Here is a 21,837-nt window from a genome sequence, read left to right on the forward strand (position 1 = left end):
ACGAGAATCCCGGGAGAGATGAACCACCAGGAGATCCTCCTAAAACTCTTAGAAGTTACCGAGAATTCCAAGGATAGCTTTCAGTTCTTAAAACTGTTTCGCTCCTTGGAACCGGAGAAGTTTGCGGTGATCCATGCTAGTTCCGAGACACTGACCGAGTCAGCGGAAGCTTTCTTATACAATCTTAAGCTATTACAAAAACTGCAATTGTTCCCTGTCGTAGTCTTAGAGAAGGACGGAGTCTCTTATGCAAATCTATTCTATCGCTCCCCTTCTTCTAAGATCAGCCTAGAGTCCATCAAGGATTCCATGACGGAGGAAGAAAGTCTTCCTGGCTCCAGAAATCTTCCTGCAAAATGGTTCCGAAACCCGAGCCAGGCTTTGGATTCGGTTCGATCTTCCTTAAAAGAAAAAAAGATCCCAGTCTTTGTAACAGACCAAGGAGGAGCGGAGATATATCCTTATTTAGGAAATCTTTGCAAGGAACTTAAGACAAAGAAACTTATCCTTCTTACTGCGAGAAGCGGTTTACATACATTAGAAAATAAGAAAATATCAATATTGGATTTCGAATCCGAGGAAAAACTCGGTGATGAAGACGAGGAACTATTCCAGGAATGCAAAAAGATATTCTCTCTCTCAAGTGATCCAAACTTACAGATAGCGATCACTTCTGCTCCCGGATTATTAAAGGAATTATTTACCATCAAGGGAAGCGGGACCCTTGTCAGAAAAAAGAATAAGATCGAATATCATTCTGATTTTTCAAGCTTAGACCAAACCAGATTAAACCTTTTGATCGAAGATTCCTTTGGAAGAGGATTGAAAGGAGGATTCTGGGAGAAGCAATTCTCAGGCATAGTTCTCGAATCCGAATACAAAGGCTGCGCTCTCTTGCAGAACACTCCTTGGGGAACCTTTCTCTCCAAATTTGCGGTGAACGAAATTGCAAGAGGAGAAGGTGTAGGCCGAGATATCTGGGACGAAATGAGAAAAAAGGCTCCGGTCCTTTTTTGGAGAGCAAGAGCAGAAAACACTATCTCCAAATGGTATGCAAAAGAATGTAGCGGTCTTCAAAAAGAAGGCATCTGGATCTATTTCTGGATCGGTCTAAACGAGAAAGAGATCCCGGCAGTCTGCGATTTTCTTAGAAATCTTCCAGAAGACCTGGAGCCTAAAAAACAAAGCACAGTTCAGATATGAAACAAAATGTTTTTTTATATGATGGAGACTGCTCCTTCTGCTCCGACCTTGCATCAGGGCTTTCCAAAAAATCCTTAGACCAAGAGATCCGTTTTTTAAGTTTTCGTAATCTTTCTACGGAAGAATTAAAAGAGATCCACCCAAGCTTGGACAGATCTATCGCGCAAGGGAATGTGCAGTATGTGTTTGGAAATATGAGATATCCGGGATTCTTTGCGGTGCGAAGACTTTCTCATTCTCTTAGAGGTTGGAGATGGCTTTCTCCCCTTCTCTATTTGCCTCTTGTCCCAATCTTAGGAATGCTCGTAATGAGCCTTCTAAAAGCATTCAAAACAAGATCTTAATAGAGAACCTTGCCACTCACTCTCTGCAAGCCTTCGTAGAATACAAGTCTCGCATCCAAGGCCAATCGACTGCCTTCTCTCACTCTTTCCTGTTTTTCCGAATCGGTTGCCACTGATTCAATCAGACGAAACAATTTCTCCGCGTGAGATTCGTCCGCTTCCAGATTTACTTGGAAAAACTTTCCTTCTGGGAGAGGAACTCGAGTTTTTAGATCTCGATACGAGGCATACATTCTGGAATATTCCAATTTCAAGAGATATTCGTTTGCAGGCCCGAGTGCTCCGAGAGCGGCATAAAAATCGGTAGTAGTGATCTTCTTCATTAAAGAAAGATAATTTTCAGTTTCGGAAAGAAGGTCTTGGTCAGTTGCAACTTCTCCCATTTCAGAGAGAAATTTTCGTAGGATGGAAACATGGGAATCTTCTTCTTTTCCTTCTCCTAATTCTTCCCAAATATTATGCACGAGTACAATCTTAGAAGGAACATGATCTGTCAAAGATGCGGTATTTAAGAACCAATTCACGAAGGCGACTGAAACGAAATATTCCTGCTTGAGCCAAAGCAATAGATCGGATCTCTCCATTCTTTCTTCTTTTTCTTCTAACCAAGAATTAGAAGTAAGAACAGGATGCTCGGTAACTTGGAGGATTAATTCTTCTCTAAAAGCGTTCATCTGGAATATCGCCCCGTTTCTTTTTCTATTTTTTGTTTGGAATAGGAAAACCTTTCCGTAGTGAAATCTTCTCTAGCGATCATTAATAATTCAGAAAGTAATTTTGAATAGGATCCGAAGTCATGAGAGTAACAAATCGGATAACTGCTGTAATACGAAGAAAGTCCGGGAGTCAGATTCCATTCTAAGAAATTCGGATTTCCTTTCTTATCCGATTTCCAATCCAAACGGACAGCGCCCGAAGTTCCCACAAATTTGCATAATTCCAAAGAGGCTTCTTGCATATGAAGACTTCTCTCTTTGTCCAGATCGAAATGCAATTTTTCCGGCATGGAGAGTTTCGTCTTAGTGATCTCTCCGTAAATATCCTCGGTAGAATCTTGCAAATCGATTCTTGCCACGGAACTTACCTTGTAACCTAACTTGGCTGAACCGATCACCGCAAGAGTCCATTCTTCTCCCGGCAAATAAGATTCCCAGATCCAAGAAGAATGAGTTTGAAATTTAGATTCCAAAAAATCCTGCAAAGAAGAAGGGCCTAAGATCAGATTCTCTTCTCCGATTCCTAAACTAGAACCTTCGAACCTTGGCTTGATAAAAACAGGAAATTCCGATTCCAAAGGAAGTCGAGAGCCTTGGAAGCCTCTTGTCGCGAGAAACTTGCCGGAAGTCGATTGGAAGTCCGCGATCTTTGTAGTATCTTCGACAAGATTCGCATCCAAAATTCCCCAAGAGCCGGTTGGAACCCCAAGGGAAGAAGCGGTTAACTTGGAAAGATGTTTATCCAAACTCAGAGTTTGTGCGTAAGCATCCGATCCGGTATGAGGAAAGCCTGAGAATTCGGCAACTCCGGGCAACAATGCCTCCCTGTTTCTAGACTGGAATCCTTCTACCAAATGAAATAGAACAGGACGCTCTTGGAAAGAAAGGTTCGAAAATTCGGAGAGTCTTTGTAGTAACGTCGACGGAGATTCTATGATCTCCACCTTCTCTCCTAATTCTTCCAAACGGGAACGGATCTCTAAAACGGATTCCAAATCCTCCCATTCCTGAACATTTTTCTTCTCGAACTGAGGATCCTGGATATCTGCTACGATGATAACATTCGGATAAGAAGAAGACATTAAAATCCTTCCTCTTCAAGACGAAGCCCTCGAGTCACAGAATACAAATTCTCTCGGATCTTTTCCCAAGTTTCCAAATCCAGAGAAGGATAAAAATCATCATATTCACTTCCGACTGGCTCTGGGCTGAGATGATATGTTCCTCGAACTGCAGAACGAAACACGTGATTACGGCTATCTCTATGAAATCCGAGATACCAATTCGGGCTTAGAGTGATCTTTCCCCCACCACCAGGAAGATCGTTCACAAACTGAGGGATCCCCATTCCAGCGATCTTTCCCCTCATATATTCAATAATTTGAATGCCTTTTGCAAGAGGAGTTCGGAACCCGCGAGAACCTGGAATGAGTTCCGGATCATACATATAATACGCTCTGATCCTCATCTCCAACAGCTTTCGGTGCAATCGAAGCATGGATTCTCCGTCATCGTTAATTCCCTTCAGAATTACGGATTGGTTTCCTATACTGACTCCAGCCTTCAAGAGTTTAAGGATGGCTTCCTTGGCCTCAGTGGTGCATTCCTTCTCATGATTGAATTGAGTATTACAAAAAATTGATAATCGATCCGTATTATGCGACTCTATGATCTTACAAAGTTCATCCGTAATCCTCATAGGAAGAGTGACCGGGTTCCTGGTTCCCAACCTACAGATCTTTATATGAGGAATTCTTTCGAGATTTTCCAAGATCCAATCTAGCTTTGCATCCGAAAGATTCAAAGGATCTCCTCCGGAGATCACCACATCAGAGATCTCGCTATGATCTCGGATATATTCAAAACAACGCTCCAGGTCTTCGCTTTCCATTCTTTCGGAACTATCGGAGACCTTCCTTCCCCTCATGCAATGCCTGCAATACACGGAACATTCATGATTAGAAAAAAGTAATACTCGATCCGGATACATATGAGTAAGCCCTTTTACAGGAGAAAGATCCTCTTCGTGAAGGGGATCCATGGCTTCTTCGGGAGAAAAGAATGCCTCTTCTTGCCTAGGAACGATTATCTTGCGAATCGGACAGTTCTCATCATTCGGATCGGAAAGAGAAAGATAATAAGGAGTCGCTCCGACATTCAATCGAATGGTATCTTGGATACCCAGCTTCTCGGATTCAGTGAGATGAAAGTATTTATGTAAGTCCTGAGAACGGACCCGATTCCTGAGTTGGCTTTTATAGTCCTTCCAATCCAGAGAAGAATATAGATTCATTCTCTCTTGCTCGGGAGACTCTAAGCCCAGAACCCCTTCCTTCTTTACGATCTCTTCCATCCGGAACTCTTTTCCCATCCTCCTCTGTCGCCGGGGAAAATCAAGCGAAGGAAAAAAGGAATGCCCCGATTTCCCCTGACAAAAGGATGGTATTGCCAATGGATTGGAATCCTAAACGAATCCGTGCCCTCGCCTTCGATGTGGACGGAACCCTGTTTTCCTCTGAAGGAATCATACTCGAAACCTATGCGGAAGCGATCCGCAGATTCTCCATCAACTCCGGGATCCCGATCGAGGTCCCTGACCGAGAAAGGATCATGCTGGAAATCGGTAAACCTGTCAAAACCATCTTCTTGAACCTGGTTCCTCAACTCCAGGAATCCGAAAGAGATCAAATCTCCGATTCTGTTCTGGAACTTTTAGTGTCGAAGATACTACAAGGAGAAGGAGAATTCTATCCTAAGGTCACAGAGACGGTCACTTCCCTCAAGAATAAGGGCTATCAGATCCTGGCTGCCTCTAATGGAAGAAGACCCTACGTCGAAACCATTCTCAAAGTCGCGAACATTCTGCAATTATTCGATCCGGTAGTGGTCCTGGACAATTCAGAGATCAAGACCAAGCCGGATATCGTGGCAAAGTATCTGAAAGATTATTCTCTCTCACCAGACGAGATCCTTATGATCGGGGATAGAAGCTCAGACCACGAGGCTGCCAGAAAGAACCAGGTCCCATTCGCATTTTGCGCCTATGGCCACGCACCCGAGGGAGAAATCCCCGACTGGGAAGTCAGTCTGGCCCAATTAGAAGACCTAGACCGCCTATTCTAAGCCTTTTCTCCGAAAAAGAGAGAAGGCCCTTCACGCTTCGGCCGAAAATTACATTGTGCCCGAATCGGATAAACTCAAATCACTCTTGTATATCCTGACGGGAGCCCTATTCGTACTGGTCTTATTGGATAAGTCCACAGGAGGAGTCTCTTCTTCCGGCCAGCAAACAGAAGGATCTTCTTCTTCCTTCTTCTCTCATTTTAGAACTACCGGAAAGAATACTCCGCTTCCTCCGAACGCACAAAACCCGGGAAAACAATCCCATGAACAGATCATGGACCAGGCAGAGGACGAAATCCTGTCGGAGTTACTACAAAACGGAGACCACCCTTCCGACGAGACCTCCCAGGCAGATTCCTCCGATCCAGATGAACTCTTTATTCCTGTAGTAGATAATCCGAAAGAAACCAGGCCTAGCACATCAACTGCTGTCTCTAGACTGGATCATTCTCCAGGCGAAGTAAAACTCTATTATCTGAAATTCTTTGGAAAGGGAAACAAGAGCCACTCTAGACTTGTAGAAGTAAAACGAAAACATACGCAAGGTGATAAGGTGCTCTTTATCCTGAAGGAACTTACAAAAGGTCCTTTGGCAGAAGAAAAAAGCCAAGGAGTGCTGAATGCTCTTCCTTCCAAAATGGATTATTCTAAAGAGTATGCTGTGGAGAATGGGATCTTAAAACTTTCTCTCAGTCCTGAATTCGAAGCAGGAGCCGGTCCCGAACTTTTGAAAGATAGAGTGGATGAGATCTGCTATAGCCTCTTAGAAAACCTGAACCTAAAAGGGATCCGTCTCTATATCAATGGAAAGCAGGTTCGTTCGTTGGGAGGAGTGGGACTTCCTATCCCTGAAGTTTTGACAAAGAACCCGAGAAAGATAGCAATCCTCTAATCCGACTTCGGAGATAAAGGTTTGATACGACTACTTCTCTCTTTCCAAGTTCCTTATTTATCACTTGAGATATATATTTCCTTTCTTCTGCCAAAGACGACAATCTTTTAGCCAGAATTTTTTTCCTTATTTTTGATTCTTTCTTGCTCCGAGTAACGTTATATTCGATTCGTGGTCTTATTATGGAGATTATCCTTAGATGATCTTCCATGCGGAAATGAAAGCTAATGTTCAAGTGGTTCCCTGGCATAGACCGAAGAATCCGTCTTCTATCTAAACGGATCTTTTTCAATCGATATCCCCAAGGATTTTTAGAGACGAACTGGAGTGAAATCCGGCAATCCTTGGTAGCCCACTATTCCTTCTGTATCCTGATCAGTCTTTTCACTTGTTTTCTACCGGATTCACGCACATTCAACGGGGATTCGCTTATACTTCTTCAATCCAGTAGAGTTACGTTAATCGTTCTTTCTCTGATATTTCTCTGGAGACATGCACGCAAAAAGGATTGGGTCCCTAAAAAATTAGAATTCTACAAAGTTTGGACTTCCTCTACTTTACTCGTCTCCTTCTTTCCATTCTTGTATTTGGACAGGGCTCATTACGATATCTATCTTCATCAGGCCACCGCAATTCTTCTTAGTATGAACTTGCTCCTCTGGCTGACGACTACTACAGCTGTGGCAACTAACTTAGTATTCTGCCTGATGTTCTTTGGGATCTGCTATCTGGGGGAGTCCAAGGTAGAGTCCTTTAAGGAATTCCCTATTCTTCTCACCTATTTGTTTGTGGGAACCTTCGGGAATGTGGTCATGAATTATTGGAGAACCATGGATTACCGGGATAAGAGAAAGCTTTCCGGTGCCATTCTCAGATTGAAGGCTAAGAATCTTCAGATCCGTATGATCTCCAATCTAGACGATCTGACCGATCTCTACAATCGTAGATATCTGATCGAGCAATTCGATATCTTTAAGAAGAGAGCGAAACGTCATAAGTTCCAAATGGCGCTCGTGATCTTGGATCTGGATCATTTAAAAGATATCAATGATAGATATGGCCATAGGGTCGGAGACGAGGCACTTCATACTCTTTCCGCCGTAATGAAATCCAGAGTTCGTTCCACTGATATTTGCGCTCGGATCGGAGGAGATGAATTCTGTGTTCTTTTGGATTCTGTGGATCCTAAGAGCTTAAAAACTCTTTGCGAATCACTTCGTATGGGAGTAGAGAATCATCCACTTTCCGTTCTGGATGCGAACGGAAAACAAGTGAGGATTACCGTTTCTATCGGTGCTACAATTCTATCCTATGATGAGGAATTTAGCTTCGACGATCTCTACCAAAGCATAGACTGCGGGCTTTACAAGTCCAAGGCAGCAGGTAGAAACAGAGTTACGATCGTAGAAGCTTCTAAACAGAACTTTAAGAATGTTCCTTCGCCGGAGTCGTCGTCTTCTTGGCGGGAGGAAGTTCGTATATATAAGTAAGCTCGCAGAATTCTCCGTCCCCGAAATACTTCTGTTCTTTCTGCTCTAAGAAGAAGAGCCTATGCTTCTGCTCCGGCTCCAGTTCATCCAATCTCTGGGTGACCTGTAATTTCGCCGCTTCGCAGGAAGTCTTTTTCATCTTAAACAAATCCTGATCCTCTACCGAAGAAATGGATGCCTTTCCGATTGCGATGAACTGGTATTTATGCGGTCCGAGAGTCTTTACACTCACTCCAGTTTCCATAAGCACTCTTTCGTGATGTGCCGGCAAACAATTCAAGGACAAGGAGATTAGAACGCTAAGCCCGATCCCCATTAGAATTTTATAATTCTTAGAACTTCTCATTCTAACCTCTTTTAAAACGGACTTTTCGGAATTAAACTGCGGATAATTCCCTTCCCTCATATCTTTCATAATTGTACATAAGGTCTCTGCGCTTCGGAGTGAAGCCGCCCTCTTTCAGGAACTTGACCGCTTCTTTCTCCGTTTTCAATCCGAAGGAACGAAGAACATTCTCCTCGATCACAACAGAAGAAATATCGTCAGCACCGCTCACAAGAGCAAGCTGCCCCACACCTTTTCCGAGAACCATCACAGAAGTTTCAATATGCTTAATATTATCTAAGAAGATTCTACAGATTCCCAGAACTTTCAGGTATTCCATGGTGGACACCGCACGCACTTTGAATCGTTTCGTCTGAGGTTGAAAAGTCCAAGGAATGAAAGAGAGAAATCCTCCCGTTCTATCCTGCAGATTTCGGACTACAGTAAGATGCTCGATAACTTCTTCCTGAGTTTCTTCGGAACCGAATACTATGTTCGCACTTCCGGGAAGTCCTGCCTCATGGCAAGTCTCCATGGCTCTTACCCATTCTTCCGTTGTCGCTTTCTTAGGAGAGATGATGTTTCTCATTCTATCGGTTAAGATCTCAGCTCCTGCTCCGGGAACGGAATCCAACCCGACTGATTTCAAGATCTGTAATACTTCAAAGAGAGGTTTGCCTGTGATCTTTTCCAAATTGATGATCTCAACAGGAGAGAAGGCACGGATATGCATGTCCGGATACTTTGCCTTTACGGAAGAGATCACATCCAAATAATAATCGAAAGGAAGATCCGGATAGACCCCGCCTTGCAAGAACATCTGATCGGCTCCTTCCGAAACCGCGTAGTCCATCTTTTCTAAGATCTCTTCTTTGCTAAGAACATAGCCCTTTCCATTCCCGATCTCATCCATGAAAGAGCAAAAGCTGCATTCTACATTGCAATAGTTTGTATAGTTTACGACCCTAAACATCGTATAACTCGCGCTCGTAGCAGGAAGGATCCTTTCTCTCAAGGCTCTGGCAGTTGCCATGATCTTGAGATGGTCCCCTTCCTTATATAATTCTAAGGCTTCCTGAGGAGAGATCCTTTCTCCGTCTAAGGCTTTTTCTAATATAGAATCTGTAGAGTGTTTCGGGAATATTTGGCTCATCTGAACTGGAATGTTTTCTTCCTTAGTCTTCAAGATTTTCTATTTCCGCAAAAATGCACCTCCTTTTTCGATTGGATTCTTATTTGTTGCGACAGAGTCGCAGTTGGATAGGATGCATGCGACTGCAATCGCTTTTTTCCTGGACAGCGCGCTTCCCCGTCTTTAGGGTGCTATGAAAGACCATCCAAATACAAAGGGTAACCTGAAAAACTATGGCTATTTCTCAAATCGCCTTCCATGTGATCTTCACGGCCTTGTTTGCCGTAGCGAACGTTGTGTTCGTGCGCGCCGTTCTTTACAGACTGAATCTGGTTTTTAATGCAAGAAAGGCCCAAGGCACCGAAAATTTCCTAGAGCACCGCAACTGGGGATTTCGGATCAAAAGCTTCGTAGTAAACGTAATTCTACAAAAGAAGAATTTTAAAGAACCTTTACGCGGTATCATGCACGCATTCGTATTTTACGGATTCGTAACATACTTACTGCATACCACAAGCCAGTTTATCTCAGGCGTATTCGGTTATGCTTTGGATGATCCTTACAAATTCACCTTAGTCGGAAGCGTCTTCGGCGAGACTGCGAACTATTACTACGAATTCGCTCTGCAATTCGTATCGGTTCTAGTGCTCGTTGGCCTTGGCTTCTTTGCTTGGAGACGTTGGATCCAAAAAGCAAAAGGCTTAGATGTTCATTCTCCTGCATCCGCAGTAGTGATCGGAATGATCTCCATTCTTATGCTCTCTACTCTCTTGGGAGAAGGAGCAAGATCTGTAGGTGCAATCTACGCTGATCCTTTCCATGACGCTGCTCCGATCGCATCCGCAATCGGTTCCGTGTGGGAAGCAATCGGCATCGAATATTCTTCTGCTGACCTGGTCTTCCAGATCATGTGGTGGACGCATATTCTTTCCGTATTCGCATTCATGCTTTATGTTCCTACTTCCAAGCATGCTCACTTAATCTTCGCACCATTTAACTACTTCTTACAATCAGATACTCCTAAAGGCGCTCTTTCCAAACTCAACCTGGAAGATGAGACTGCAGTTTGGGGAGTGAACAGAGTAGAGGACTTCCCTTGGCCGAACCTACTCGACGGACTTTCCTGTATCGAGTGCGGACGCTGCCAAGTGCAATGTCCTGCAAACCGCACAGGCAAGGTTCTAAATCCTAAAGCAATCATTGTTGAACTCAAACATGCCCTTATGGACAAAATGCCTGAGGTCGCACAGATCAGAGTATCCAATCCAGAAGGAGCTGCAGACGCAGTTGCCGCATTGGATACAGGAGTCATCAACACTTACGAAGGACTTTCCGAAGAAGCTCTCTGGGGTTGCACTACTTGCTATGCTTGCGTAGAAGCTTGCCCAGTAGGAAACAACCAAGTGAATGCGATCATGGAAATGAGAAGACACTTGGTATTGGCTGAGTCCAAATTCCCAGCAGAACTTCAAAACGCATTCGTAAACATGGAGAATAACTCCAACCCTTGGGGAGTTGCGGCTCACTCAAGAGCAGATTGGGCAGAAGGCTTAGGCGTGAAAACCATGGCAGAAGATTCCAATGTGGATGTTCTCTACTGGGTAGGATGCGCTGGAGCTTTCGATGATCGTAACAAGAGAATCGCACAATCCTTCGTTAAAATTATGCAGAAGGCCGATGTTAAGTTCGGTATCTTAGGAACTGAAGAAGGATGTTCCGGAGATTCGGCGCGTAGAGGTGGTAACGAGTATCTCTACCAAACTCTTGCACAATCGAACGTGGACACCATGAACGGATACAACGTGAAAAAAGTTGTAACCGCTTGTCCTCACTGCTACAACACAATCAAAAACGAATATCCTCAGTTCGGCGGTAACTTCGAAGTGGTTCACCACTCAGAATTTATCAACGATCTTGCAAAAGACGGAAAGATCGAAGTTGGTGTTGCAGAAGATGCAAATGCAGGCAAGTTCACTTACCACGACTCCTGCTATATCGGAAGATATAACGACAACTACGAGAATCCTCGAGACCTGGTCAAAAAAGTTTCCGGCGGAAAATTGGCCGAGCCTGTCGACCACCATACAAAAGGACTCTGCTGCGGCGCCGGCGGAGCTCAGATGTGGATGGAAGAGCATGGCGAAAGAGTCAACTTCAAGAGATCTAATCAGCTACTGGATACTGGAGCGACTACGATCGCAACCGCTTGTCCTTTCTGTATCACTATGATCACAGACGGCGTAAAACAAGAAGGAAAGATCGAAGAAGTAAAAGTGAAAGATATCGCCGAGTTAGTTGCAGAAAACTTGAAATAGTTTTCTCACTGATCGATTGAGATCCAAAAAGCCTCGGAGTAAAATCCGGGGCTTTTTTATTATTCGGAGAAGATTTTCAAAGCGCCAATTAGTTTGTTTTGATAACCATATAATTTAAGAAATCATAATATATTACGACAACCATTCAATCAGACTTTTGCTCACAATTTCTTGTGCTGATAAATTTTCTGATCCTAATTTTTATACAACTCATGATAGTTTATTTATTGTTCACGACTAAGTAATATAAATCGATATTGATATGAACAATAAATTATTAATGATCATCAAGCTATCCATTGTGGGGCTGATGTTTTCGGGCTGTGTTACGATGAATACGGAAGAACATTTTCGCCGCTTTGGACTGGAAAGAGCTTCCTTCGATATGGACTGTCCAAAAGACCAAATCCAAGTTCGAGTGTTGTCCGAATTGAACACTGGGAATGGACAAGTCGGTGTGACTGGTTGCAATAAGAAAGCAGCTTATGTTGCAGCGCAAGGTGCAGGTTGGGTAAATAATTCCGCAGTGCCGGTTAAACGTTAGGATATGAAGTAGTCTCTATTTCTAAAAAGTAGAGACTACTTTAAGAATTCTATAAAGGCGGACTGCGCAGACAAAAAAATAGCGGAATGTTTCCATCCCGCCCTGAATCATCTGGTGCAAATACAGTATATCCGACGAAGGGATATATGTCATCCCAACTGGAAATTAATTATTTTCAAAAAAGTTCAGTTGGTCGGATTGGCAGCTTTTTCTTTGAATTTCTTGGTAAACTGTTCATAGAGCTTGTTTTCAGTATCTAACAATGTTTGCTGCCCGTTATTATAAGGAGAATGTCCTTTTAAGATACATTCCCACACAATGACTCCGGTCTCTATATTCACCCCTTTAAGGATAATTTCAGCCGCGAAATGTTGACGCAACCTTCTTCTTGCGACTCCGTAGTTCGTGACCTTTCCAAAGACTGCATAGTTTGCATTCAGCAATTTACCGATGTTCAGACCATCAGATTCAGTGATGCCGGTCTTACTCAAGGTGATCTCATTTAGTAATTTATCTACCTTGCTTCTTTCTAAAACCGTAGCACCTGCCGCAAAAAGCGCTGCCTCAGCTTTCTCTCTATTTCTTTGAGAAACGATCTTTTGATTATTTTCCTGAACTTCCTTGAGGCTCAATCCTTCGGCAAACTCGAAAGGAAAGACTATGTATTTGGCATTGGTTGCCTTGCTAATCTCTGCATTCGCAGTAAGTTGAGCATCATAACGCGGGAGACTTTTGCAATTTCCGAAACCGAAAAGCAAAAGCACCCCGAACATAAGGGTGAATTGTACAAAACGTCGCATTTGAATTACCTATTCAGTTGATATTTATATAAAGGGTCGGAGGAGAAATATCTCTCTTGCGGTTTTTCTTCAAGTAAATTCGTGGAAGTTGTGGGAACTGTTATTGGTAGGTAGCCCCGCCCTTTCTCGCGACCCGTAGAGAGCGAGAAACCCGAAAGGGTTGCTGAGCAAAGCGAAGCAAAAACGCCATTGATGTGAAATGAAGGTAGCCCCACCCTTGATTGGGTGGGGGCCGGGAGCGAAGCGGTGGAAGCACTTGCTACCACGAAAATCTTTTCTCAACAAGCGATTTTTATCGCGAACTTATTTGTGGGAACTGTTTCGAACTTTAGAATTCAGGATTCAACTCAGAAAGATCTTGAGTTGGATAATCCAAGAGTCGGATTTCCGGATTCTTCTTCTGAAAATAACCCTTTTCCCATTCCGAATCGAATAGAAGAGCTGCCCTTCCAATACTGTCAGTCACTAAGTTGGAACTTAGAGGGATCTTTGGCAGATCTTCTTCTAATAGCCAGCAAGAGACTTGGTATGGTAGAACATTGATATTTGTAGGAGCTCCATACTCGTCCTGCAATCTTCTTCGAAAGACTTCGAATTGCAATTGCCCCATGGCGCCTATGACAGGAAGTCCTCCTCCCACAGTTTGAGAAGTGAATAAGTGAAGGATCCCTTCTTCTGCGAGCTGCTCTATTCCTTTTCTGAAACTCTTCAGCGCTCCTGTTTCTACACAGGAAAGAGTCGCGAATATTTCGGGAGCGAATACAGGTAATGGTTTTAGATCGGGAACCTTGCCGGTAGCGAGAACATCTCCGATCGAATATGTTCCAGGATTCACGAGCCCGATAATATCTCCCGGATACGCCTCATCCACAGTGTTTCTGTCCTGTCCAAAGAAAGCGAAAGAAGAAGACAACTTCACCTGCTTTCCAAGTCTTCCATGGTTTACGTTCAATCCTCTTTCAAATTTTCCGGAGCACACTCTTAGGAATGCAATCCTATCTCGGTGAGCCTTATTCATGTTCGCTTGGACCTTGAACACGAATCCACTGAAAGGAGTCGTGATCGGATCTAAGCGATCTCCATTCTTCAATGGAAAGTACAGAGGAGGAGGAGCGATCTCTAAGAAATGATCTAAGAATAACTGTATCCCGAAATTGTTCACTGCGGATCCGAAGAATACTGGAGTGATCTTAGATTCTAAGAACGCTTCCAAGGAGAAGGAACCGATTCCGTCTTCGACGAGTTCTACTTCTTCTCTAAATTGTTTGAGCACCCAGTCTTCGAACATGGAGTCGAGGCTTGTATCTTCCACTCCTGAACTTTGGAAGGCGGATTTCTGAGAACCGCCCGGAGTCTTGTCGTAGGTATAGATCTTCTTATCGACTCGGTTGTAGACTCCGCTGAAGTCCACTCCAGTACCGATTGGCCATACCATTGGGATCGCAGTGATCCCCAGGACCTTTTCGATTTCATCCAAGAGCGCAAATAGGACCTTGGTGGGTCTGTCCATCTTATTCACAAAGGTAACGATCGGGATCCCTCGGTCGCGACAAACCTTAAAGAGCTTAATTGTTTGAGGCTCTACTCCCTTTCCCGCGTCTAACACCATCACTGCGGTATCCGCTGCGATGAGTGTGCGATACGTATCCTCCGAGAAATCCTCGTGGCCGGGAGTATCTAAAAGATTTAATACATGATTCTTATACTCGAATTGGAGTGCCGCAGAAGTGATAGAGATCCCCTTCTCCTTCTCCATTTCCATCCAATCGGAAGTAGCGGCCTTTCTGTTTTTACGGGCCTTTACTGCTCCTGCGAGCTGGATAGCGCCTCCGTATAGAAGCAGCTTTTCAGTTAGAGTTGTCTTTCCCGCATCCGGGTGGGCTATGATAGCGAAGGTCCTACGACGCTTTGTCTCATCCTCTACGGTTTTCTGGCCTGTTGCGGTTTCCGACACGGTGCTCCTCTCTCTTAGGAATACGTTTTTGGAACTTCGGCCCTTGTCAGCACGAAAACCCCCTGGAATATTCACGGATTCGTATTCCTACAGTAAAAACTTCGTAACCGTCCGATTGTATATTTCGGCACTCTTGATCCTGGATCCAGGACATGTTACTACCGCTTTTTTCCCCGGAAAACACTTAGGGAGGGAGTTTGTTTCCCTCCCCTTTTTCCTCTCTCCTTCTTCCCTTGGGTTTTCAGATTGTCGAAAGAGGACCGAATGATTTTCTAGACTGAACCGTACGACAGTCATGGAAAGTCCTAAAATCAAACATCTTATCTCCTGGAACGATTGGTCCGACGCTGAGGTCCTGGACTTGCTGCAATTTGCAGCCTATGTCAAGAACCACAGAGCCAATTATCTAGGCCACATGACCGGTCGTACTCTGGCTATGCTCTTCCAAAAGACAAGCACCCGTACTCGGGTATCCTTCGAGGTCGCTATGACCGAGATGGGAGGACATGCAATCTACTTGGATTGGATGTCTTCTAACTTCCAGCTTTCTGATATAGATCTAGAGGCAGAATATCTTTCACGTAACGTATCCGTGATCATGGCAAGGATGAGAAAGCACGAGGACCTATTGCAACTCAAGTCAGGTTCTCAAGTCCCAGTCATCAACGGTTGCTGCAATAAATTCCATCCCTGCCAATCCCTTGCGGATATATTGACCATCGCCATGGACAATACCAAGCCTCTCAAAGAGGTGAAGGTGACCTATATAGGCGTCCATAATAATGTTGTGAACTCTCTCATCGGGATCACTTCTGCACTCGGGATCGAACTGACCCTTCTCACTCCAATTGCAGAGCAAGAGAATATAGATGCAGAAACAATGGAACGAGCTAAGAAGAAAGGAACCATCCATTGGGAAACGGATCTGATCCGTGCAGTCAAAAATGCGGACTATATTTATACAGATACTTGGGTGGACATGGAATTCTTCAACGATCCTGCATTTGCGGATAAGAAGAAGGAAAGAATGGAACTCATGATGCCATTCCAGATCAACGAGGCCTTACTCAAGGAGACCAAGGCAAAGGTGATGCACGATATGCCTATCCATTCAGGTTACGAGATCACAAGAGAAGTGGTGAGAAGTCCCAGGTCGATCATCTTCCAACAGGCAGAGAACCGTTTGGATGCGCAGAAGGCAGTCATCCTACAGCTCCTCGAAGCCTAGGACAAAGCCTCCAAAAATCCGTTGCCTGGAAGGCCTTCCCCGAAAACCCTGTTCTGAGACAGCCGAGCTTGGCTAAAAATCGGAAACACAGGTACTTGTATGTCCAAATTACCCCATCCTAAGGATGCATTATTCGAAGGAGAAAAACCCTTCCCCATTATTCCAGCCTGCGAACATTTTGCCGGATCGGAAAAGCTGATCACCAAAGCACTCGAATTCCAAAATAAGCTGGGCGGTCTATTCGACATCACCATGGACTGCGAAGACGGCGCTCAAACCGGAAAAGAGAAAGAACATGCGGAGATGATCGTTCGCATCCAAAACTCCGAGCTGAACAAGCACAATATGAGCGGTGTGAGAATTCATGACTACACCAACGCTTTCTGGAAACAAGACGTAGACATTATCGTTCCAGGTGCAGGAAACAAGATCGCATACATCACCATTCCTAAGCCTACCAAAGCTTCTCAAGTAGAAGAAATGATCACCTATATCCAAGGTGCTGCTAAGAAAGCCGGAATCACTAGAGAGATCCCAATCCACGTTCTAATCGAGACTCACGGAGCACTCGCTGATGTGGACAAGATTGCTGCGCTTCCTTGGATGCAAGTTGTGGATTTCGGTCTGATGGACTTCATCTCAGGACACCACGGAGCAATTCCGGCTTCTTGTATGAAGAGCCCAGGACAATTCGACCACGAATTGTTAAGAAGAGCAAAAGCTAGCTGCGTAGCAGCTGCACTGGCTCACGGTGTGATCCCTGCTCACAACGTAACCCTCGACCTGAAAAACCAATACCAAACGTATAAAGATGCAAAGAGAGCTCATGACGAGTTCGGATTCCTTCGTATGTGGTCTATCTATCCAACTCAGATCCAAGCGATCTTGGATGCGATGGCTCCTGATTATAGTGAAGTACAAACCTCTGCTGCTATCCTTGTAAAAGCACAAGACGCAGAATGGGGACCGATCCAACACGACGGAGATCTTCACGACAGAGCAACTTACCGTTACTTCTGGGAAGTTCTTCAAAAAGCAAAGCTTACCGGCATTGCAATTCCGGAAGAAGCTGCAAAAAGATTCTTCTAATCTTTTATCCAGGATCAAAAACGAAAAAGCCGCGAGTGTTTCGCGGCTTTTTTATTTTTAGAGAGAGCATTCGAAGTCTTTGTTAGAGTTCTTAGATCCCACTCTATCGATTCGTTCGTAACAGCTTATATATAGTCTTTATCTACAGCTTACTTATTGAACTTTTCGTTCAACTTGCCGATGAGTTCGAGCAAGCTTCTCTCCAGATAATCCCAACCTTTTTTGTTCATCGGTTCCAAAGGCATTTTTTTCTGGAGTTGTTTGAACCGATCAAAGGATTCTCTTGCGAAATCCAAGAATCGTCTAGGAGTGATCCCCAATCTATCGAACTGAGCCTCGTTCCTATTGAATAAATCGGCGACCTTGTCTCTGTATTCGCCTTCTAAAAAATAATATCTTAAATCGACCAAGGCTTCTTCGATTGCTTTATAAATCTTAGAACCTGGTCCGTCGTCCTTCTTAGGATCTATATCTTTCTTTTCCGACCCTATGACCCGTGCCGCTTTTGCCTTCTCGTCTAGTGCAACTTTGAGTAGCTTTTCCCGCATCAGTACGTCGGGAAGAACCGTTTTCTTTTTATCTGCCAATGTTACCGAGTTCCCCAAAGGAATTAAGTCCGAATCTTCGAACGGAACCTATTCTAAGGACTTATAAAATTTATGTCCAGAAATTTCCGTTCTACTCTTGTTATATAGAAGATAGACGTCCCAAAGACGTAAATACTTTCAAGACTCCGGAAGACTTCTTTTTAATTTTCTCAATTCGCAGTTTTGAAGCCATTCGCAGCGCAGACAAAACATATCCTCAGGATTGTAATCTCCAGGAGGACATAGGTTCGCATTCTCCGATTGTATGGGCGCCAAAACATCCTCCTTCTCTTTCGCATCCGAGATCCCATACAGCTTACTTAATAGTTCTCTGTTCTTTCGGATCTGTGCTTCAAAAGGATCGCCTGTTTTTTGCTGAGGCTTTGGCTCTTCTGAAATTTCTTTTTCTTCCCAACGGCGAACGAACAAAGGAGATTTTCCTTCTCCCCAAATTTTCCTAAGACCAAGAAGACTGAATAGGCCGAATACTGCTCCTCCCAAGTGTCCTGAATTACTCATCATCCCGAATATACTTTGGGAACTTCCTCCAGTCTTATAGAATTGAAGAAGGGAATAAGAGTCGAAAGCGAATCCTATCCCGATCAAAAGCCAAGGAGCAAATTTGGCTCTCACAGGTGGGAATGCAAATCTTGCCTCTGGGAATAAGATACTGAACGCAGCCAATACTCCGAAGACTCCGCCGCTCGCTCCCACTGTAGAAGAATGATAGCTGTCCCAGATGGAATGTTCCGGCACGAGTCCAGTCGTCCATCCTATATAAGAAAAAAGGACTACAAAGATCCCTCCCCCTAGTTGAGAGAGAAGGTAGATGCCCAGGAATTTCCAGGCGCCTATATATCGACAGACCCAAAATCCGACTGTATAGAGACCGAACATATTCATCCCAATATGCATTAGGGAAGAAAACAAATCCTCTCCCACTACATGAAGAAATCCGTACGTGAACACCTGCCAGTACATTCCCTTTTCTACCACTAGGCTAGGGTTCAGGCCGAAATAGTAGGTAATGATTCCCCTTCCTCCTTCTAACATGAGAAGGACCCAGACGAAAATATTGAAGAGCAGAACTAAATTTAGGGGATGGATCAGTGAGAACCCGAAAAGCTTCGGACCTGTGATCGGATTTCTCTTTGCCATTATGTAAGGATTAAAGGAACTGGTATCCTAGTCAAGTAGGCAAAGCCGGGGCGGGAATGGCCCCGGTTCGTCCTCATCCCCAGGGAGTTGGGTGATGATTTCAATCACATTCTAATCATCGTAGAATCGATAGGCCTGCTTTAGCCTGAGGGAGTAAAAAAAATGAAAAAAGAGAATCTGCGCCCAATTTTCTGGGAAAGAGAAAATCTAAGACTCCTAGACCAAAGACAGATCCCAGGCAAGAAAGAATGGTTCGTTGCAAAGAATGCAGAAGACGCAATCTTCGCAATTCGAGAGATGGTGGTGAGAGGAGCTCCTGCAATTGCAATCACTGGTCTCTTTGGCGCGGTCTTGGAGCTTAGAAAATTCTCGTCCAAGCCTAGTTATTCTGAATTACAAAATGTATTCTCCAAGATTATCGAGTCGCGCCCTACTGCGGTAAATCTAAGAAGAGCCTTCGATGAACTTGCGCAGAGAATTCCGGAAAAAAAATACGAATCCATCTCTTGGGAAACATTTAAAGAAGAATCAGAATCCTTCGCGATCTCCGTTTACGAAGAAGACTTGAGAAACAATTTACAATTAGGAAAGAACGGAGTGAGTTTATTTCCTTCTTCTCCTTCTAAACTAAAGATCATCACTCATTGCAATACCGGTGCCTTAGCTACAGCAGGACATGGAACCGCCCTAGGAGTCATTCGTTCTCTGAAAGAAGCGGGACACGATCTAACCGTATACGCGGATGAGACCCGTCCTTATTTACAAGGAGCAAGACTTACTGCCTGGGAATTGATGGAGGAAGAGATCCCAAGTTTTCTCATCACGGACAGTATGGCGGGTTGGGTCATGGCATCCGAGAAAATAGACGCAGTGATAGTAGGAGTCGATCGCGTCGCGGCTAACGGAGATTCTGCGAATAAGATCGGAACTTATCCCTTAGCGGTTCTTGCAAAGTACCACGGAGTTCCTTTTTATATCGCTGCGACAGAAAAGAGTTTTGATTTCAGGATCCCGAGCGGTTCTCATATCCCGATCGAAATGAGAACCCAAGATGAGGTCACCCGATTGAACTTTTTAAAAAAGGAAAACGGACAACCCATCTTAGAAGAAGGAGTCATTGCACCGAAAGGAGTAAAAGCACTCAACCCTTCCTTTGATGTGACTCCTGCGAGTCTGATCACCGCATTCATCACAGAGAAAGGGATCGTAAAGCCTGAGGATATCTCTAAAGTATTCGGATAATCTATTTCTGAGGTTTGATGGCAACCATCGCGGCCTTGTCTTGACCCGGCTGGAATCTCATCATGAAGGCAGACTGGAATTTATCCACTTTTTCTACCTGCCTTCTATACTTGACTACGCTTCCTTTGAAGGCACCTTTACGAACAACTAGTTGCACTTCTCCCGGATTGAAGCGAGAAGACTTAAGTACTTCTATCTTCTGTTTTACCAGTTCTATGAACTTATTCTTCTGATTGTATTCTTCAAAGACCTTTCTGTAGCCTTCTTTCTTGTCATCAGGGATCTGCCCTCTAGATCTTTGCACCATCTGTTTGATCTGTTGCACTCTTGGAAGAATCTTTTCCATTTCCTTCTCTGCAACTTGCAATCTTTTGGTCAAATCTTCGAATGCCCTTTCGTTTCTGTAATGGAATCCTAACTCTACTACTGTATCTAATTCTGCTTGAGAACCAAGACTTGCGCAAGTCAGTCCCATATAAGCAACTACATTAGAAGAAACCAAGTTTCCACTTGAACCATTTAGGATCACATTTCCTAAACAATGGATCTTGGAATTTAAAATAAAACCTTCGACTACTACGTCTCCGTCTACTTCGATCTCTGCGTTCTCAATGAACTTTGCATAAAGATGTCCGCTGATCTTGATGACTGTCTTTGAATCTCCCTTGATCCCGCCGGAAACCTCTAGATCTCTTCCAATCGTTAGATCAGAAGTCTCCACATTTCCTTTGACCATCAGATTCCCTTGGGTCTTCACAGAAGTCGCAGGCTCTACGTCCCCTTTTACTAAAACGTTTCCGTCGTAGTTGATATTACCGGTTCCGATCCCAACATTGGAATCGATCTGCAATTCTTGGGAAACAGTGATAGAAGTTTCCGTAGAGAAGATCGCGCCGTTGCAGGTGGCAAAGTATTCGATAAGAGGCTTGTTGTCAGCAACCAGTCCCTTCTCTTGTACATTCTTTCCGATCGTAAGTTTCGGTCTTTTAATTGGAGGAGGAGCAATCGGCTTTCCGAAAACATCCATTCCTGGTTTGCCAGGGATCCCTTCGAAAAGTGTGGAGAGTTTCTCTCCTGCTTTTACATAAATATAGCGATCGATATTTCGATAATCTGCGTGTCCATTATCGTCTATCTTGACTCGTTGTGCCTGAGGATGATAGAACTTGACCCAGCCGTCCTCTCCTCTTGTAGGGGGAAATCCTTCGGCCACTCTCGCAGAGACAGGTGAAAAATCCATTTTGGAAGTGGATGTTTGGAGTTGCTTAAGGCTTTGGTAGATACTGTCCCCGAGGATCCGTTCCTGGGAAATATCCTTATTATGAAGATACTCTAGAATAACACTAGTCGAGAGCGCACGTCCCTTGATCATCCCGGGACGAATTGTCAAATCCGCAGATAAGCCGTCCGCGCTTATCTTCAGACTGAATACGCTGTCCCAACTTGTTTCCTGATCCGACACACCCGGGGTCTGTTCTGTACTCACAACCATACTACCAGGCCAACAATCCAGATCTTAGATTTATCCGCATTTTTTTGTTCGGATGAAATCCGTTCCTAAAAACCGTTTAGCTCTTAGGAAATAAAAATTTGAACCGGCTGGTTATTCCTTTTCGCGTTTTAATTACGTTCCCTCACTATATCCTCTTGCTCCAATTATACAAGGGTCTTAGGACCAAAAAAAGACAAAGGAGG

Annotated in this window: 20 protein-coding genes; 10 read left to right on the forward strand and 10 right to left on the reverse strand. The window is 44.1% G+C overall.

The window, feature by feature from the left end:
- Positions 1–18 precede the first annotated feature (18 nt).
- On the forward strand, positions 19–1,203 hold the full coding sequence (locus EHO59_RS17310; protein WP_135589692.1) for an acetylglutamate kinase: 1,185 nt from the start codon (positions 19–21) through the stop codon (positions 1,201–1,203).
- Positions 1,200–1,547: a DCC1-like thiol-disulfide oxidoreductase family protein gene (locus tag EHO59_RS17315; RefSeq protein ID WP_135589693.1), complete on the forward strand. Its 348-nt coding sequence runs from the start codon at positions 1,200–1,202 to the stop codon at positions 1,545–1,547. Before EHO59_RS17310 ends, EHO59_RS17315 begins: the two co-directional genes overlap by 4 nt.
- Here the strand turns inward: EHO59_RS17315 and EHO59_RS17320 are convergent.
- From EHO59_RS17320 to EHO59_RS17330, 3 genes are read right to left on the reverse strand one after another with little or no spacing between them, the layout of a single operon-like run.
- The gene (locus EHO59_RS17320; protein ID WP_135589694.1) at positions 1,544–2,221 is read right to left on the reverse strand and encodes an iron-containing redox enzyme family protein; all 678 of its coding nucleotides are present in this window, start codon (positions 2,219–2,221) and stop codon (positions 1,544–1,546) included. The genes EHO59_RS17315 and EHO59_RS17320 overlap by 4 nt on opposite strands.
- The gene (locus EHO59_RS17325; protein ID WP_135589695.1) at positions 2,218–3,345 is read right to left on the reverse strand and encodes a D-alanine--D-alanine ligase family protein; all 1,128 of its coding nucleotides are present in this window, start codon (positions 3,343–3,345) and stop codon (positions 2,218–2,220) included. Before EHO59_RS17325 ends, EHO59_RS17320 begins: the two co-directional genes overlap by 4 nt.
- Positions 3,345–4,616: a KamA family radical SAM protein gene (locus EHO59_RS17330; RefSeq protein ID WP_135589696.1), complete on the reverse strand. Its 1,272-nt coding sequence runs from the start codon at positions 4,614–4,616 to the stop codon at positions 3,345–3,347. The genes EHO59_RS17325 and EHO59_RS17330 overlap by 1 nt, the downstream gene beginning before the upstream one ends.
- A 98-nt stretch (positions 4,617–4,714) precedes the next feature.
- Here EHO59_RS17330 and EHO59_RS17335 point away from each other — a divergent pair, with 98 nt between their 5' ends.
- The 3 genes from EHO59_RS17335 (at position 4,715) to EHO59_RS17345 (ending at position 7,768) form a co-directional block, all read left to right on the forward strand.
- On the forward strand, positions 4,715–5,386 hold the full coding sequence (locus tag EHO59_RS17335; protein WP_135589697.1) for an HAD family hydrolase: 672 nt from the start codon (positions 4,715–4,717) through the stop codon (positions 5,384–5,386).
- Between the two features lie 55 nt (positions 5,387–5,441).
- Positions 5,442–6,278 (forward strand): GerMN domain-containing protein, encoded by an 837-nt coding sequence (locus tag EHO59_RS17340; RefSeq protein WP_135589698.1) that lies wholly within the window; start codon positions 5,442–5,444, stop codon positions 6,276–6,278.
- Between the two features lie 227 nt (positions 6,279–6,505).
- Positions 6,506–7,768, forward strand: a complete 1,263-nt coding sequence (locus EHO59_RS17345) for a GGDEF domain-containing protein (protein ID WP_135589699.1) — start codon at positions 6,506–6,508, stop codon at positions 7,766–7,768.
- Here the strand turns inward: EHO59_RS17345 and EHO59_RS17350 are convergent.
- Entirely contained in the window at positions 7,704–8,114 is a 411-nt protein-coding gene (locus EHO59_RS17350) for an LIC11299 family lipoprotein (protein WP_135589700.1), read from the reverse strand. The two genes, EHO59_RS17345 and EHO59_RS17350, sit on opposite strands and share 65 nt — an antisense overlap.
- A 31-nt stretch (positions 8,115–8,145) precedes the next feature.
- Complete coding sequence (gene mqnC / locus EHO59_RS17355) at positions 8,146–9,246, reverse strand: cyclic dehypoxanthinyl futalosine synthase (protein WP_135589701.1); 1,101 nt, start codon at positions 9,244–9,246, stop codon at positions 8,146–8,148.
- 212 nt (positions 9,247–9,458) lie between these two features.
- On the opposite strand from mqnC, the gene EHO59_RS17360 reads away from it, so the two are divergent.
- Positions 9,459–11,540, forward strand: a complete 2,082-nt coding sequence (locus EHO59_RS17360) for a heterodisulfide reductase-related iron-sulfur binding cluster (protein WP_135589702.1) — start codon at positions 9,459–9,461, stop codon at positions 11,538–11,540.
- 262 nt (positions 11,541–11,802) lie between these two features.
- On the forward strand, positions 11,803–12,084 hold the full coding sequence (locus tag EHO59_RS17365) for a hypothetical protein (RefSeq protein WP_135589703.1): 282 nt from the start codon (positions 11,803–11,805) through the stop codon (positions 12,082–12,084).
- 185 nt (positions 12,085–12,269) lie between these two features.
- Here EHO59_RS17365 and EHO59_RS17370 read toward each other — a convergent pair whose 3' ends face one another.
- Both EHO59_RS17370 and EHO59_RS17375 read right to left on the reverse strand, forming a co-directional pair.
- Complete coding sequence (locus EHO59_RS17370) at positions 12,270–12,884, reverse strand: CsgG/HfaB family protein (RefSeq protein ID WP_135589704.1); 615 nt, start codon at positions 12,882–12,884, stop codon at positions 12,270–12,272.
- Positions 12,885–13,212: 328 nt separating this feature from the next.
- Positions 13,213–14,838 (reverse strand): peptide chain release factor 3, encoded by a 1,626-nt coding sequence (locus tag EHO59_RS17375; RefSeq protein WP_135589705.1) that lies wholly within the window; start codon positions 14,836–14,838, stop codon positions 13,213–13,215.
- Positions 14,839–15,133: 295 nt separating this feature from the next.
- On the opposite strand from EHO59_RS17375, the gene EHO59_RS17380 reads away from it, so the two are divergent.
- A complete protein-coding gene (locus EHO59_RS17380; protein WP_135589706.1) occupies positions 15,134–16,066 on the forward strand; it encodes an ornithine carbamoyltransferase in 933 nt (310 codons plus the stop codon).
- A gap of 99 nt (positions 16,067–16,165) precedes the next feature.
- A complete protein-coding gene (locus tag EHO59_RS17385; RefSeq protein WP_135589707.1) occupies positions 16,166–17,155 on the forward strand; it encodes an HpcH/HpaI aldolase/citrate lyase family protein in 990 nt (329 codons plus the stop codon).
- A 149-nt stretch (positions 17,156–17,304) separates the two neighbouring features.
- Here EHO59_RS17385 and EHO59_RS17390 read toward each other — a convergent pair whose 3' ends face one another.
- Together EHO59_RS17390 and EHO59_RS17395 are read right to left on the reverse strand one after the other, a co-directional pair.
- Complete coding sequence (locus EHO59_RS17390) at positions 17,305–17,742, reverse strand: LIC11177 family protein (protein WP_135589708.1); 438 nt, start codon at positions 17,740–17,742, stop codon at positions 17,305–17,307.
- Positions 17,743–17,880: 138 nt separating this feature from the next.
- A complete protein-coding gene (locus EHO59_RS17395; RefSeq protein ID WP_135589709.1) occupies positions 17,881–18,900 on the reverse strand; it encodes a rhomboid family intramembrane serine protease in 1,020 nt (339 codons plus the stop codon).
- Positions 18,901–19,062: 162 nt separating this feature from the next.
- On the opposite strand from EHO59_RS17395, the gene mtnA reads away from it, so the two are divergent.
- Complete coding sequence (gene mtnA, locus EHO59_RS17400) at positions 19,063–20,142, forward strand: S-methyl-5-thioribose-1-phosphate isomerase (RefSeq protein ID WP_135589710.1); 1,080 nt, start codon at positions 19,063–19,065, stop codon at positions 20,140–20,142.
- Position 20,143: 1 nt separating this feature from the next.
- On the opposite strand, the gene EHO59_RS17405 is transcribed toward mtnA, so the two are convergent.
- Entirely contained in the window at positions 20,144–21,634 is a 1,491-nt protein-coding gene (locus tag EHO59_RS17405) for a flagellar assembly protein A (RefSeq protein ID WP_135589711.1), read from the reverse strand.
- Between the last annotated feature and the right edge of the window lie 203 nt (positions 21,635–21,837).

The sequence above is a fragment of the Leptospira semungkisensis genome, from assembly GCF_004770055.1.
GTDB lineage: Bacteria > Spirochaetota > Leptospiria > Leptospirales > Leptospiraceae > Leptospira_B > Leptospira_B semungkisensis.